At 63.5% G+C, this 15,009-nt stretch carries 12 protein-coding genes; 2 read left to right on the top strand and 10 right to left on the bottom strand.

Annotated features, from left to right (window positions below; translation table 11 throughout):
• Positions 1 to 43: 43 nt before the first annotated feature.
• The 10 genes from acs to dksA form a co-directional block, all read right to left on the bottom strand.
• Positions 44 to 1,987, bottom strand: a complete 1,944-nt coding sequence (acs, locus tag H6X51_RS15105; RefSeq protein WP_185268301.1) for an acetate--CoA ligase — start codon at positions 1,985 to 1,987, stop codon at positions 44 to 46.
• Between the two features lie 163 nt (positions 1,988 to 2,150).
• A complete protein-coding gene (panC, locus tag H6X51_RS15110; RefSeq protein ID WP_185268302.1) occupies positions 2,151 to 3,002 on the bottom strand; it encodes a pantoate--beta-alanine ligase in 852 nt (283 codons plus the stop codon).
• 4 nt (positions 3,003 to 3,006) lie between these two features.
• Positions 3,007 to 3,801, bottom strand: a complete 795-nt coding sequence (gene panB, locus H6X51_RS15115) for a 3-methyl-2-oxobutanoate hydroxymethyltransferase (RefSeq protein ID WP_185268303.1) — start codon at positions 3,799 to 3,801, stop codon at positions 3,007 to 3,009.
• Positions 3,802 to 3,952: 151 nt separating this feature from the next.
• Positions 3,953 to 4,453, bottom strand: a complete 501-nt coding sequence (gene folK / locus H6X51_RS15120; protein WP_185268304.1) for a 2-amino-4-hydroxy-6-hydroxymethyldihydropteridine diphosphokinase — start codon at positions 4,451 to 4,453, stop codon at positions 3,953 to 3,955.
• Complete coding sequence (locus H6X51_RS15125) at positions 4,453 to 5,829, bottom strand: polynucleotide adenylyltransferase PcnB (RefSeq protein ID WP_185268305.1); 1,377 nt, start codon at positions 5,827 to 5,829, stop codon at positions 4,453 to 4,455. Before H6X51_RS15125 ends, folK begins: the two co-directional genes overlap by 1 nt.
• Before the next feature lie 928 nt (positions 5,830 to 6,757).
• Positions 6,758 to 8,170, bottom strand: a complete 1,413-nt coding sequence (locus tag H6X51_RS15130; RefSeq protein WP_185268306.1) for a sigma-54-dependent transcriptional regulator — start codon at positions 8,168 to 8,170, stop codon at positions 6,758 to 6,760.
• A gap of 32 nt (positions 8,171 to 8,202) precedes the next feature.
• Complete coding sequence (locus H6X51_RS15135) at positions 8,203 to 11,151, bottom strand: sensor histidine kinase (RefSeq protein WP_185268331.1); 2,949 nt, start codon at positions 11,149 to 11,151, stop codon at positions 8,203 to 8,205.
• Positions 11,135 to 11,311 (bottom strand): hypothetical protein, encoded by a 177-nt coding sequence (locus tag H6X51_RS15140; RefSeq protein ID WP_036993100.1) that lies wholly within the window; start codon positions 11,309 to 11,311, stop codon positions 11,135 to 11,137. The genes H6X51_RS15135 and H6X51_RS15140 overlap by 17 nt, the downstream gene beginning before the upstream one ends.
• A 67-nt stretch (positions 11,312 to 11,378) precedes the next feature.
• Entirely contained in the window at positions 11,379 to 12,263 is an 885-nt protein-coding gene (gluQRS, locus tag H6X51_RS15145) for a tRNA glutamyl-Q(34) synthetase GluQRS (RefSeq protein WP_185268307.1), read from the bottom strand.
• A 68-nt stretch (positions 12,264 to 12,331) separates the two neighbouring features.
• Positions 12,332 to 12,775 carry an RNA polymerase-binding protein DksA gene (dksA, locus tag H6X51_RS15150; RefSeq protein WP_105646596.1) on the bottom strand — a complete coding sequence of 148 codons (444 nt, stop codon included), beginning with the start codon at positions 12,773 to 12,775 and terminating at the stop codon, positions 12,332 to 12,334.
• 310 nt (positions 12,776 to 13,085) lie between these two features.
• Between dksA and H6X51_RS15155 the strand changes: the two genes are divergently transcribed.
• Positions 13,086 to 14,264 carry a pyridoxal phosphate-dependent aminotransferase gene (locus H6X51_RS15155; RefSeq protein WP_185268308.1) on the top strand — a complete coding sequence of 393 codons (1,179 nt, stop codon included), beginning with the start codon at positions 13,086 to 13,088 and terminating at the stop codon, positions 14,262 to 14,264.
• Positions 14,258 to 14,980 (top strand): DNA/RNA nuclease SfsA, encoded by a 723-nt coding sequence (gene sfsA, locus H6X51_RS15160; RefSeq protein WP_221627372.1) that lies wholly within the window; start codon positions 14,258 to 14,260, stop codon positions 14,978 to 14,980. The genes H6X51_RS15155 and sfsA overlap by 7 nt, the downstream gene beginning before the upstream one ends.
• The last annotated feature ends 29 nt before the right edge of the window (positions 14,981 to 15,009 follow it).

Genomic DNA, 15,009 nt, shown 5'->3' on the forward strand with positions numbered 1-15,009 from the left:
GGCAAGAATAGAGGTCTCGCCTGGATTGGACAATCACCTTCGATCACGAAGCACGATTCAGACGCTGCTCGATCAACGCGTCGACCACCGCCGGATCGGCCAATGTCGAAGTATCGCCCAGGGTGTCCAGCTCATCACAGGCGATCTTGCGCAGAATGCGCCGCATGATCTTGCCCGAGCGGGTTTTCGGCAGCCCGGTGGTCGGCTGGATGAAGTCCGGTCTGGCGAAGGCGCCTACCTGCTCACTGACGGCTGCTTTCAGTTCGGCCATTATCTCGTCGGTCAGGGTCACTCCCTTCATCGGCATGACGTAGGCGTAGATGGCCTGGCCCTTGATATCGTGCGGGCAACCGACCACTGCCGCTTCGGCAACGTAGTCGTTCAGCACCAGCGCGCTTTCCACTTCGGCGGTACCGATGCGGTGTCCGGAAATATTCAGTACGTCATCCACGCGACCGGTGATCCAGTAGTCGCCATCCTCGTCACGGCGGGCACCGTCACCCGTGAAGTAGACACCCTTGTAGGTGCTGAAGTAGGTGTCGATCATCCGTTGGTGGTCGCCGTACACGGTACGGATCTGGCTCGGCCAGGATTGCTTGATCACCAGGTTGCCGTCGGCTGCGCCATGCAGCTCGTTGCCGTCATTGTCCACCAGCCCCGGAACCACACCGAACAGCGGACGCATGGCGGCACCGGGTTTGAGGTCGCAGGCACCAGGCAGCGGTGCGATCAGGATCGAGCCGGTCTCGGTCTGCCACCAGGTATCGACGATCGGGCAACGGCAGTCGCCCACCACCTGGTAGTACCACTCCCAGGCTTCCGGGTTGATCGGCTCGCCGACGCTGCCGAGCAGGCGCAGGCTGGCACGCGAGCTGGACTTGACCGGCTCTTCGCCGAGGGCCATCAGCGCGCGGATCGCGGTCGGCGCGGTATAGAACACGTTGACCTTGTGCTTGTCGACGATCTGCCAGCAGCGCGAGGCGTCCGGGTAGGTCGGCACCCCTTCGAACATCAGGGTGGTGGCGCCATTGCACAGCGGGCCGTAGACGATATAGGAGTGACCGGTAACCCAGCCGACATCGGCGGTACACCAGTAGACCTCGCCATCGTGATAGTCGAACACGTAGTGATGGGTCAGCGCGGCGCTGAGCAGGTAGCCGCCGGTGGTATGCAGTACGCCCTTGGGCTTGCCGGTCGAACCGGAGGTATACAGGATGAACAGCGGGTCCTCGCTGTCCATGGCCTCTGGCTCGCACTGGTCGCTGACCGCGGCACAGGCCTCGTGGTACCAGATGTCGCGGTGTTCGTGCCAGGCGATATCGGCACCGGTGCGCTTGACGGTGACCACGGTATGCACATCGGGGCAACTGGCCAGGGCCTTCTCCACGTTGCTCTTGAGCGGGACCTTTCTGCCGCCACGCACACCCTCGTCGGCGGTGATCACCGTCTGGCAGTTGGCGTTCTGGATGCGATCACGCAGCGCATCGGGGGAGAAGCCGCCGAACACCACGGTATGCACGGCGCCGATGCGGGCACAGGCGAGCATGGCGAAGGCCGCTTCGGGGATCATCGGCATGTACAGGCAGACACTGTCACCCTTCTTCACGCCGCGGGCGCGGAGCACGTTGGCCAGGCGGCAGACCTGCTCATGCAGCTGGCGGTAGGTGATGTGGCGATCTTCGCTGGGATCGTCGCCTTCCCAGATGATGGCGGTCTGGTCGCCGCGCTTTTCCAGATGGCGGTCGATGCAGTTGACGCTGACGTTCAGCTTGCCATCGATGAACCAGGCGGCATGGCCCTGCTGCAGGTCGCTTTCATGGACCTTGGACCAGGGCTCCATCCAGTCGACGAAGCGGTTGGCCTGCTCGGCCCAGAATGCATCCGGCTGTTCTATGGACTGGCGGTACATGCGTTCATATCCGTCGGCGTCCAGATGGGTCTGGCGACGAGTATTCTCGGATACCTTGTGGTTCTCGATCTTGTACATGGATCTTCCTCTGTTGTTATTGTCGGGCTCATGGGGCCTGAGGTTATACAGGTCACTGGCTGGCTACATCACAAGATTTGACTAGAAGGGAAGGTAATTCAACCCTGCTTTGGTCGGATATGAAAGGGTACCTTGGCCGGTAGCGGGTACCGGCCAGGGGGGATCAGGCGAGGCTGAAGCGCAGGTTGTCGATCAGGCGGGTGGTGCCGAGGAAGGCCGCGGCGAGTGCGACCATGTCCTGCGTCTGACTGGTTGCCGGTTGCAGGGTGTTGGCGTCGCGCAGGTCCAGGTAGTCGGGCCTGAAGCCGGCCTCGGTGAGAATGATCCGTGCTTCCTCGATTACTGCGGCGAAGTCGCGGCGCCCGCTGCTGAGTTGCTCGCGGATGTGTTGCAGGGTCTGGTACAGGCGCGGCGCGCTGCGGCGCTGGGCCTCGTCCAGGTAGCCATTGCGCGAGGATAGCGCCAGGCCGTCGTCGGCACGCACTATCGGTGCGCCCATGATCTGTGCCGGCAGGCACAGGTCATGGGCCATCTTGCGGATCACCGCCAGTTGCTGGAAATCCTTCTCGCCGAACACCGCCAGGTCGGGTTGGACGATGTTCAGCAGCTTGCTGACCACAGTGGAAACACCATCGAAATGCCCCGGCCGACTAGCACCGCACAGGCCCTCGGAGACCACCGGCACACTGACCAGGGTGTGGCCATCCATGCCTTCGGGGTACATTTCATTGACACTGGGCGCGAACACCATGTGCGCGCCGGCATCCAGCAGTTTGCGCTGATCCTCGGCCAGGGTGCGCGGGTAGCTGTCCAGGTCCTCGTTGGGGCCGAACTGCAGCGGGTTGACGAAGATGCTCACCACCACGTAATCGGTGCGTTGCAGGGCCTTTTCCACCAGGGCGATATGCCCGGCGTGCAGGTTGCCCATGGTTGGCACCAGGCCAATGCGCTTGTTTTCCTGACGGGCGCGCGCCAGCGCAGCGCGCAGCTGCGCAATCGAATGCAATGTGTTCATCGGCTCAGAACTCGTGCTCGGCGGCGGGGAACTCGACGGCCTTGACTGCGCTGACGTAGGCGGCGATGGCAGAGGCGATATCCGGCTGGCCGGCCATGAAGTTCTTCACGAAGCGCGGCAGGCGGCCACTGATCGACAGGCCGAGCATGTCATGCACCACCAGCACCTGGCCATCGGTGCCACTGCCGGCACCGATGCCGATCACCGGAATGCTCACCGCCTGGGTGATCGCGTTGGCCAGCTCGCTGGGTACGCATTCCAGCAGCAGCATGGCGGCACCGGCCGCTTCCAGGGCGATGGCATCTTCGAGCATGGCTTCGGCCTGATCCTGCTCGCGCCCCTGGACCTTGTAGCCACCGAGCACATTGACGGTCTGCGGGGTCAGGCCCATGTGCACGCACACCGGAATGCCGTTGCGGGTCAGGGTGGTGGTGATGTCGCTCAGCCAGCGGCCGCCTTCCAGTTTGAGCACGTGGGCACCGGCCTGCATCAGCCGTGCGCTGTTGAGCATGGCCTGGTCCAGGGTGGCGTAGGACATGAACGGCAGGTCCGCCATGATCAGCGCCCCACGGTTGCCGCGCTTGACCGCTGCGGTGTGGTAGGCCATCTCCTCGACGGTCACCGGCAGGGTGCTGTCGTGCCCCTGAAGGACCATTCCCAGGGAGTCACCAATCAACAGCACTTCCACTCCGGCGGTACTTTCCAGATGGGCGAAGGTGGCGTCATACGCTGTCAGGCAGGCGAATTTCTCACCGCTCTGTTTGAGCTTGTTCAGCGTGGTCACGGTAATGTCAGGCATGGCAGATTCCAGTAGTTCGGCCTTCGAGAGGCAACATGGCTGTGATCGGCAGGCAGGCGGACTGTCTGTCGCTCCGATTGCTCAGGTTGATAACAGCCTCAGCAGTATAGTCTTCCTGACTTGAACGATGATGCTCCAGAAAATACATGTCTCAACCCTGTCCAGCGGTACCTGGCAGGCGTTCCAGCCCGCTGGGCGGGCAGGCCTGCAGCAGCTGCTGTAGCGGTGTGCCATCAGGCATGGTCAGATCCGCTGCCAATTCTGCCAGCGGATACAGTACAAAGGAACGGGCATGCATATGATAATGCGGTACCTGCAGGCGCGGCGTATCGATAATCCGGTCGGCGTATAGCAGCAGATCAAGATCCAGAATGCGTGGCCCCCAGCGTTCGGCCTTGCGTACCCGGCCGCTGCGCTGCTCGATGTCCTGTAATGCATCGAGCAGTGCCTCGGGTTCCAGCTGGGTGTCGAGCATGGCCACCGCATTGATGAACGCCGGCTGGTCCTGCGGCCCCAGCGGTGCGCTGCGGTACAGTGACGAGCAGGCCAGCAGTCGTGATTGCGGTAGCGCCCGTAGCTCGGCACAGGCCTTGGTGACCTGGACCGCCGGATCGGCCTGGTTGCTGCCCAGGGCGATGAAGCAACGCTGCATTACTGCTGGGCTCCACCGCCGGGTTTGCGTTTGCGCCGTTGGCGCGAGCGCTTGGCAGCCGGTTCGCCGCTGCTCAGTTGCTGGATCATGCGGCGGCGTTCATCGGCACCGACTTCCTGGTAGCGAGTCCACCAGCGGCCCAGGCCACCGGTGTCCTCGCCAGCGGCTTCACGCAGCAGCAGGAAGTCGTAGGCGGCACGGAAGCGCGGATGCTCCAGCAGTTGGTCGGCGCGTCGGCCATTGCGCCGTTCCAGGCGGGGTTGCATGTCCCAGATTTCCCGTAGCGGCAGGCTGAAACGCTTGGGAATGGCAGTATGCCGGCACTGTTCGGCCAGCAGCTCATGGGCTGCTTGCTGCTGCGCGGGAATCGTCGGGATACCCTGCTGCTCCAGCTCGCGGGTGCGTTGCGGCAGGGCCGGCCAGAGCAGGGCGGCGAACAGGAACGCCGGCGTTACCGGGCGCTCTTCGCGGATACGCTCGTCGGTGTTGCGCAGGGCCTGGCGAACCAGTTTCAGGGTGTAGTCCGGCTGCTCGTCGATGGCCTCGTCGGTATCGGGGAACAGCGGCGCGAACAGATCATATTCCAGCAGCAGGTCGAAGGTGCGTTCACCCTGGCCGCTGAGCAGAAGTTTCATCACTTCGTCGAACAGGCGCGCTGCCGGTATGTCGTACAGCAGCTCGGCCAGCTCCTCGATGGGCGCGGCGGTGTGCGGCTCGATCTCGAAATCCAGCTTGGCGGCAAAGCGCACGGCGCGCAGCATGCGCACCGGGTCTTCCTGGTAGCGCTGCACCGGGTCGCCGATCAGGCGTACGCGGGCGTTGCGGATATCCTGCACGCCGTTGGCGTAATCATGGATATTGCCGGTGCACACATCGTAGTACAGCGCATTGATGGTGAAGTCGCGCCGTTGGGCATCCTGTTCCAGGTTGCCATACACGTTGTCACGCAGCAGGCGGCCGGATTCGCTCTGCAGCGACTGCTCGCGGCCCAGGTCGCTGTCGTTGCCATCGGCATGGCCGGCGCGGAAGGTCGCCACCTCGATGATCTCGCGGCCAAAATACACGTGGGCGAGCTTGAAGCGCCGGCCGATCAGGCGGCAGTTGCGAAAGGTGGCGCGCACCTGTTCGGGGGTGGCGCTGGTGGCCACATCGTAATCCTTCGGATCGAGCCCGAGCAGCAGGTCGCGGACGCAACCGCCGACGGCGAACGCCTGGTAGCCGGCCTGCTGCAGGCGCTCGACCACGGTCACCGCATTGCGGCTGATCTGGCTGCGCTTGAGAGCATGCTGGTTGGCAGGGATTATCGCAGGCGTGGTACGCCTGTGGGCGGGACGCCCGAAAGGAGAGGGAATCTTTTTCAGTAGCTTGCGAATCATATGAGCGGGTAGTCCACCGGCGTATCCAACCCCAGGGCCTGTGAGCCCGGGAAAATGGCGGCCCAGGTGCAGCCGGGAATCCTGCCGGTCATGCGCATCTACTATCGTACATGCTGCTGGATCGCTGGATTCGCCTATGTCCCTGGCTGGGTACACTTTACCGAGGCTTCAGGAAGCCGAAGTTAACATGCATGAAGGTCATGGGCAAAGCACTGGATAGACACGCGTTCGGGTTCGAATACAGTGTTGCCTGTATCAACAAGCGCACATTCTAGCGTGAATGACCGGGGAAGTGTAAGGAAGGTGAGGCCGGAGGGGAAAGCTCAAGGGGAGTATTCACTCCCCCTAATGGTTTTTGTTTTTATTTTCTGAGCTGTTTCTTGTTCTTTTGGGCTGGGTGACAGTGCCACCCCGTTAAACCCATCCCGGGTTGCCTAAAGCAAGCGGATTGCTTTGGACGCTCAGGAGACAGCAGTGGCCAGACTTGGCATCGGGATCGGTAGGTTGCTTGGGCAACTTTTATTCTTCTCTGTGCCCTTTCGGGCATCCCGTCGAACAGATCGTTCGCTTGCTGTGTTCCCATTCTCCAAAAAAATCAGTTTGCTGCACTCGCACGTTTTGTTCTTGTTAGGTGTGGAGCTGAATCTTGTTTTTGTTATGGGGTCTTGCTGGTTTTTATTCTTGTTGTGTCTGTAATAAAGCATTTGCCGTGCCATGTTTCTAATTTGCTTTAAAAACAATGACTTGGTGTTTTTTGTGGATTGGTGGACGAGGCGGGAGGGAGGGGGTGTTACCGTACGCCTCGTTAAAGTGTTACCTCATTTGGACTAGGGGTAACACTTTTCTCCCTGGGGTGTGGGTAACAGGTAACACTTGTTGTCGGGCGGTCCCCCCGGCAACGGCCCTCGGTGTGGAGGGCCGGCAGTGTTCAGGAGTTGGCGGTCTTCTTGCGCGGGATGCCCAGGCGCTGGCGGCGTTCCCAAAGGCACTTGCGACTGATGCCGAGCTTGTTAGCCAGCTCGGTTTCGGTCATGTGTTCCTGGTGTTCAAGCACGAAGTGCTGGAAGTAGTCCTCCAGCGACAGGTTCTCCGCCGGTTCGCTGCTGACGGTATCCGGGCTGCGCATGGATTCCAGGGCGCTGGTGGCGTGCGAGGTACGTTCCTGTTCGATATCCGGTTCGATCCCCAGCAGATCGGTGGATATCTCATCCTCGTCGCAGAGGATGGCGGCCCGCTCGATGGCGTTTTCCAGTTCGCGCACGTTGCCGGGCCACTGGTAGTGACGGATCGACTCGGCTGCCTCGCGACTGAAGTGCAGTGTCGGGGTGTTCATGTTGCGGCCAATGCTTGCCAGCAGCGCCTCGGCGATGAGCATGACGTCATCGTCGCGCTCGCGCAGTGGCGGCAGGCGCAGTTCGATCACGTTGAGACGGTAGTACAGATCCTCGCGGAACAGGCCCTGGCGAGCCATGCTCTTGAGGTCACGGTGGGTCGCTGCGACCAGCCGTACGTCGACCTTCTGCGACTGGATCGAGCCGACTCGGCGGATTTCGCTTTCCTGCAGTACGCGCAGCAGGCGTGCCTGGGCCTCCAGCGGCAGCTCGCCGATCTCGTCGAGGAACAGGGTGCCCCCATTGGCGGCCTCGACCAGGCCGGTGCGGCCGGCCACCGCACCGGTGAAGGCGCCCTTTTCATGGCCGAACAGTTCGGACTCAATCAGGGTTTCCGGAATCGCCGCGCAGTTGACCGAGATCATCGGCGCATGGGCCCGTGGCGAGTTCTCATGCAGGGCGCGGGCTACCAGCTCCTTGCCGGTGCCTGATTCGCCGCGGATCAGCACCGTGGACATGGTCGGGGCGACCTTGCGGATGCGCTTGAACAGCGTGAGCATCGCCGGACTGGCACCGATGATGCCCATGTCCTGGCTGTCGGACTGCTCGGCGTGGTATTCGGGCGGTGCTGCCGGCTGGTCCTTGGCCTGTCTGCGCTGCTGGCTCGCCTCGATGATGCGTGCCACGGTCTGCAGCATTTCCTCATGGTCGAAGGGCTTGGCTATGTAGTCCACTGCGCCGAGCTTCATCGAGTCCACCGCCGAGCGCAGGCTGGCGTAGCTGGTCATGATCAGCACCGGGGTGTTTTCCGCCCGGCGGATCAACTCGGTCCCGGGCTCGCCGGGCAGGCGCAGGTCACTGATGATCAGGTCGAACTGGTCCAGGTCGTACTTTTCCACGGCTTCGTGAACGGCGCCAGCCTCGCTGACCTGGTACTGGTGGCGTTCCAGCAGCCGTCGTAACGCGGAGCGGATGATGGGTTCGTCTTCAACAACCAGAATATGCGACATATCTACCTCTTGCGGTGACCGTCCGACATCCATCAAGCGGAGGTACCGGAACTAAAGACGCCATAGCGCGGCAGGGTGATGGTGAATCGGGTGCCCCGCTGCGTGGCCTCGTCGATGGGGCTGTCTACCGTGATCTGACCATAATGCTCCTCGATGATCGAGTACACCAGCGCCAGTCCCAGCCCGGTTCCCGTCCCTGGTGCCTTCGTCGTGAAGAACGGCTCGAACAGGCGATCCATCAATGCCCGGTCGATGCCGCTGCCCTGATCTTCCACGCTCAGCAGGATCTGATGTTCATCCTGGACCGTGCGCACGGTGACGCTGTCACCGTCGCTGCTGGCGTCGCGGGCATTGCCCAGCAGGTTGATCAGCACCTGCACCAGCCGCTGGCTGTCGCCGGCGACCCGGTGGCTGGCATCGCACAGGTTAACATAATTGATCTCCGGACCCTTGCGGCTCAACGACAGCAGGTGAATGGCCTCGTTGGTGCAGGCGGCCAGGTCGACCTCATCATTGGCATTGTTGTGCCGGCTGCCGACGTGGGCGAAGTTGACCATCGACTGCACGATCCGCGAGACCCGACGGGTCTGCTCGAGAATCTGCTCGGCCGCCTCATGCGCTTCCGGCTGTTCGGATTCCTCGCGCAGGTTCTGCGCCAGGCAGGCAATGCCGGTGATGGGGTTGCCGATTTCATGGGCGACGCCGGCGGCGAGCCGGCCGATCGAGGCCAGGCGCTCGGAGTGGATCAGTTCGTCCTCGAGCATCTGGGTATCGGTCTGGTCCTCGATCAACAGTACCAGACCACCGCGTGCATTGCCCGGTTCGTCGATCGCCGCCTTGTGCAGGCTGAGCCACTGGGTCTGGCCATTGTTGAGCAGCTTCTGCTTGTGCAGGTGCGCCGACTCGTCGGCGACGAAGCGTTGCAACAGCTCGTTCCAGGGCGCCGGCAGGTTTTCCAGGCGCGAGCCGACTACGCTGTCGGCGGCGATACCGGTCAGCGCCTGCAGCGCCCGGTTCCACATCAGTACCTCGCTGTCCTCGGCCAGCGAGCAGACGCCCATCGGCAGGTCCTGCAGCGTCTGGCGGTGGTAGCGGCGCAGTGCATCCAGCTCGGCGGCCAGGCCGGTCAGCCGCGAGTGGTAGTCCTCCAGACGGTTCTCGATGAAATGGATGTCCTCGGTGACGTAGCCGTTGCGCGCCAGCTTGAACGGCAGGAAGGTTTCGATCATTTCCTGGGCTACTGCCGGGCCCATCAACCCGGACAGGTTGGCCTCAAGGCGGTCACGCAGGCGGCGCAGGGCATAGGGCCGGCGCTCGTCGAACGGCAGCTTGAGGTCGCGCAGGGCCTGCTCCACTTCCTGTTGCGCGGCGCGGTTGCCCAGCGGCTTGGCCAGTTGCTGGGCGAACTCCTGCGGCGAGCTGGCGACCAGCTCCATGCGCTGCGGGCGGCGGACGTTGTCCACCAGGCAGGCCTCGGCGGCACTGACCTCGTCGGTGGAGCGCTGGGTGAACAGCGAGATCAGGGTGAACACGACGATATTGGTGGTCAGCGAGACGATCGCGGCGATGTGCCAGGACTCGGAGTCCAGGGTCACCTCCAGGCCCATCATCTGCAGGGTCTCGACGCCGGTGATCATCGGCAGCAGCAGGGTCAGGGCCCAGACCGCCATGCCGGCGATCAGGCCGCTGATGAAGCCGCGATGGTTGGCCTGCGGCCAATACAGCACCGACAGCGCGCCGGGCAGGAATTGCACGGTAGCGACGAACGAGGTGATACCCAGGTTGGACAGGTGCTGGTCGGTACCCAGCAGCCGGTAGAAGCCATAGCTGGCCATGATGATGGCGGCAATCAGGCTGCGCCGGGTCCACAGCAGCCAGCGATAGATATTGTTGTCGGCGCTGGGCTGGTAGACCGGCAGCACGATGTGGTTGAGCACCATGCCGGACAGCGCCAGGGTAACCACGATGATCAGCCCGCTGGCGGCGGAGATGCCGCCGATGAAGGCGACCAGGGTCAGCCAGTCGGCACCGGCGGCGACCCCCAGACCCAGGGTGTAGTATTCGGCGTTGGTCGGCACGTCCAGGTACAGGCCGGCCCAGAGGATCGGCGGCACCGCCAGACTCATCAGCAGCAGGAACAGCGGCAGCCCCCAGCTGGCCGCGCTCAGCGCCCGGGGGTTGAGGTTCTCGGTGAAAGCCATGTGATACATGTGCGGCATGACGATGGCGGCGGCGAAGAACACCAGCAGCAGGGTGCGCCAGGGGCCTTCCTGCAGCGGGCTGTGCAGCGTCTTCAGCGCCTCCTGGTTGTGGCTGAGCCACAGCTCCAGCCCGGAGGGGCCTTCGAACACCACGAACAGCGCATACAGGCCGACCGCCGACAGGCACACCAGCTTGACCACCGACTCGAAGGCAATGGCGAACACCAGGCCTTCATGCTTTTCCCGGGCCGAGATGTGGCGTGCGCCGAACAGGATGGCGAACAGGATGATCAGCAGGCAGAAGCCCAGCGCCACCGGGCGCTGGCGTGGGTCGTGGGTGAGGATCTGCACCGAGTCAGCGACCGCCTGGATCTGCAGCGCCAGCAGCGGCAGCATGCTGACCAGCATGAACAGGGTGGTCAGGGTGCCTGCCCAGGTGCTGCGGAAGCGGAACGCGAACAGATCAGCCAGCGATGACAGCTGATAGGTACGGGTAAGGCGCAGGATCGGGTTGAGCAGCACCGGTGCCAGCAGGAAGGCGCCGCACACCCCAAGATAATAGGTAAGGAAGCCATAGCCGTACTGGTAGGCCAGGCCGACCGTGCCATAGAAGGCCCAGGCGCTGGCATACACACCGATCGACAGGGTGTAGATCGCCGGATGGCGTACCAGTGAGCGGGGCAGCAGGCCGCGCTCGGTGGCCCAGGCCACACTGAACAGGATGATCAGGTAGGCGACGCTGAGCAGTATCAGCAGACTCAGTTCAAAGCTCATCGGTATCCCTTGGGCTCTGCAGCAGCATGCCGGCGATGATCAGGATCAGCCACAGTACGTAGGGGCGGTACCAGGCGCCCATGGGCTCGATCCACCAGTCCATGATGGCGGGTGAAAACAGGTAGATACCGATGACCAGCAGCAATACCAGTCGGTAGATATACATGGGGGGTGTCCTCAGGCTGTGCAGCGATGGTAATCAGGCCGGGTTGGCTTGTCACCCCCGGGGTCTGCTAGCTTGGCTCCAGTATCTGCCGGGTGGCCGGCAGGCGTTGTGGTTGCCAGTGGTCGATGGCCCACTGCAGCTGCTCGGCGACCGGCGCCGCAGCCAGCGCGGTGGGTGGCTGCGGGGTGAGGATGCGCAGCGCGCGGTACAGGGTGGCCGAGGCCTGTGCCGGTTCCAGCGGGGTCGAGCCGAGGCGCTTGCTGAGTTTCTCGCCTTCATGGCGCATGATCAGTGGTACGTGCAGATAGCGCGGCGCCGGCTGGCGCAGCAAGTGATACAGCCACAGTTGCCGCGGCGTGGAGTCGAGCAGGTCGGCACCGCGCACGATATCGGTGACACCCTGGGCGATGTCGTCGACCACCACCGCCAGTTGGTAGGCGATGATGCCGTCGCGCCGGCGAATGATGAAGTCACCCGAACTGCTGGCCAGCTCCTGGCTGAAGCGCCCCTGCAGTCGATCATCGAAGCTCAGGGTCTGCGCGCTGACCTTGACGCGTACCGCGTGGTCCGCCGCCGCCGGTAGCTGGCGATCGCGGCAGGTGCCGGGGTAGATGCCGTCATGGGCGATGATCTGGCGTCGTGAGCAGTCGCAATGATAGGCCTGGCCGGTCTCCAGCCAGTGGTCGATCACGCTCTCGTACAAGGCCAGCCGCTGGCTTTGCCGTACCACCTCGCCATCCCAGTGCAGGCCGTAGGCTTGCAGGGTACGCAGGATATGTTCGCTGGCACCGGCGACATTGCGTGGTGTATCCAGGTCCTCGATGCGCACCAGCCATTGGCCTTGCTGGCTGCGGGCGTCCAGATAGCTGGCGACGGCGGCGAGCAGGGAGCCGAAATGCAGATAACCGCTGGGGGTGGGGGCGAAGCGCCCGATATAGGCTGGGGAGGGCATGGCCGCAATGCCTTGCGCAGAGGTGATCGGCGACAGTCGGGCAGGCCATGCCGCCGATCGGGTGCAGATCAGCCGCCGATCTGCTTTTCCTTGATTTCGGCCAGCGTTTTGCAATCGATGCACAGGGTGGCCGTGGGGCGGGCTTCCAGGCGACGGATGCCGATTTCGACACCGCAGGAGTCGCAGAACCCGTAATCATCATCCTCGATGCGCTGCAGGGTCTGATCGATCTTCTTGATCAGTTTGCGCTCGCGGTCGCGGGTGCGCAGTTCCAGGCTGAACTCCTCTTCCTGGCTGGCGCGGTCGGCTGGATCGGGAAAGTTGGCTGCCTCGTCCTGCATATAGGACACAGTGCGATCGACTTCTTCCATCAGCTCACGCTTCCAGCTGTTCAGGATGTCGGCGAAATGCGCGAGCTGACGCTCGTTCATGTACTCCTCGCCTTTCTCTTCCTGATAGGGAACGAAGCCGCGAATCAACAATGAGTTCTTCTCTTTGGTATTGCTGGGCATAGAACAGCCTCACTCTTAGCTCAATCATCCTGTGCCAGGTCGAAACCTCTGCTGACCTGCGGGGGTGCGGCCTGTGGCCTGCAAGCGGGCAAAACTACCAGAACCCGATCAGCGAAGCTACTTTTTGCCGACTTAAAGATCATTTCATGATGTCAGCATAGCTCGAAAATGGACCGGGGCTGTCGAGCTTTCGCAATGTCCCTCCGTTGCCGGTATCCGGTACTGCGGCCGAATGCGGCTCGGGGCGGGCCAATCGTCGCCGCGGCGGGTATCATGGCGCTTTTTGCCGGTGGTGGTAACGGAGGTGGGCATGCTGAAACGACGCTGGGCACAGCGGATAGGGGATATCGAACCCTTTCATGTGATGGCGGTACTGGAACGGGCCAAGCAGCTGCAGGCGCAGGGCCATGATGTCATCCACATGGAGATCGGCGAGCCAGACTTCACCACGCCCGAGCCGATCATGCGTGCCGCCCAGGCGGCCCTGGCAGCGGGGCACACCAGCTATACGCCAGCGCTGGGCCTGCCGGCATTGCGCGAGGCGGTGGCGGCCTTCTATCAGCAACGCTACGGCATCGACCTGGACCCGCGGCGGGTGGTGATCACTCCCGGTGGGTCGGGGGCGTTGCTGCTGGTCAGCGCGCTGCTGGTGGATGCCGGCACCAGGGTGCTGATGGCCGATCCGGCGTACCCGTGCAACCGGCACTTCCTGCGCCTGGTCGAAGGCGGAGCCACCCTGATTCCCACCGGGCCGGACAGCGACTACCAGCTGACCCCGGCGCTGATCGAGCAATACTGGGATGCCGACAGTGTCGCGGTGCTCAGCGCCTCGCCGGCCAACCCCTCGGGCAGCGTGCTCAGCCGCCAGCAGCTGCAGGCCATGGCCGATACCACCCGGCGCCTGGGCGGCCAGTTGATCGTCGACGAGATCTACCACGGACTCACCTATGGCTGCGATGCAGCCTCGGTACTGGAGGTGGCGGACGACGCCTGGGTACTCAACAGCTTCTCCAAATACTTCGGCATGACCGGCTGGCGGCTGGGCTGGCTGGTTGCCCCGCAAGAGGCGGTGCCGGAACTGGAGAAGCTGGCGCAGAACCTCTACATCTGTGCGCCGCACCTGTCGCAACAGGCGGCCTTGGCGGCCTTCAGCGAGGAGACGCTGGCGATCTGCGAGGCGCGGCGCGAGGCCTTCCACCAGCGCCGTGACTTCCTGCTGCCGGTATTGCGCGAACTGGGCTTCGGTATTCCCAATACCCCGGCTGGCGCCTTCTATCTGTATGCCGACAGCAGCGCCTTTGGTCCCGACAGCCAGCAGCTGTGCCGGCACCTGATCGAGAGCGAGCATGTGGCGATCACCCCGGGCCTGGACTTCGGTCATCATCGGGCCGCCGAACATGTCCGTTTCGCCTATGCCAACTCGCTGCCGCGCCTTGAGCAGGCAGCGGAGCGCATCGCCCGCGGTCTGCAGAGCTGGCCGGGATGCTGATTCCCTTTGCGCAGCCGCTGCTCGGCGGCACCCTGGTCCGCCGCTACAAGCGATTCCTGGCGGATATCCGGCTGGATGACGGTCATGAACTGACCCTGCACTGCCCGAATACCGGCTCGATGAAGAACTGCGGTGAGCCGGGCAGCCGGGTATGGGTCGACCTGCACCAGCGCCCCGGGCGCAAGTTGCCGGGCACCTGGGAGCTGGTGGAGACTGCGCCGGGGCAACTGGCCTGCGTGCACAGCGCCCGGGCCAATGCGGTGGTCGCCGCGGCGCTGGCCGAGCGCCTGATCCTGCCGTTGGCCGGGTATACGGATATCCGCCGCGAGGTCACCCTGGCCCCGGGTGGCAGCCGTTTCGACTTCCTGTTGAGCGGGCATGGACAAGACAGCTGCGTGGTCGAGGTCAAGAGCGTGACCCTGGCGCTGGGTGACGGCGAGGGGGCCTTCCCCGATGCGGTCAGTCTGCGCGGGCAGAAGCATCTGCGTGAGTTGACCGAGCTGGCGCAGAGCGGTCAGCGCAGTTGCCTGCTGTTCTGCGTGATGCACAGTGGCATCACCCGGGTGCGACCGGCGGACGAGATCGATCCGCGGTACGGCAGTCTGCTGCGCGAGGCGCAGGCCGCCGGGGTGCAGGTGCTGGCCTGGTCGGTACGGCCTTCGCCACGGGGGCTGGAAGTGGCCGGGCAGTTGCCGGTGGATTATTCGGGGAATTGAACAGCCCACTCACGCGGCCGCAGCAATGC

Source organism: Halopseudomonas xiamenensis, from assembly GCF_014219065.1.
GTDB classification, from domain to species: domain Bacteria; phylum Pseudomonadota; class Gammaproteobacteria; order Pseudomonadales; family Pseudomonadaceae; genus Halopseudomonas; species Halopseudomonas xiamenensis.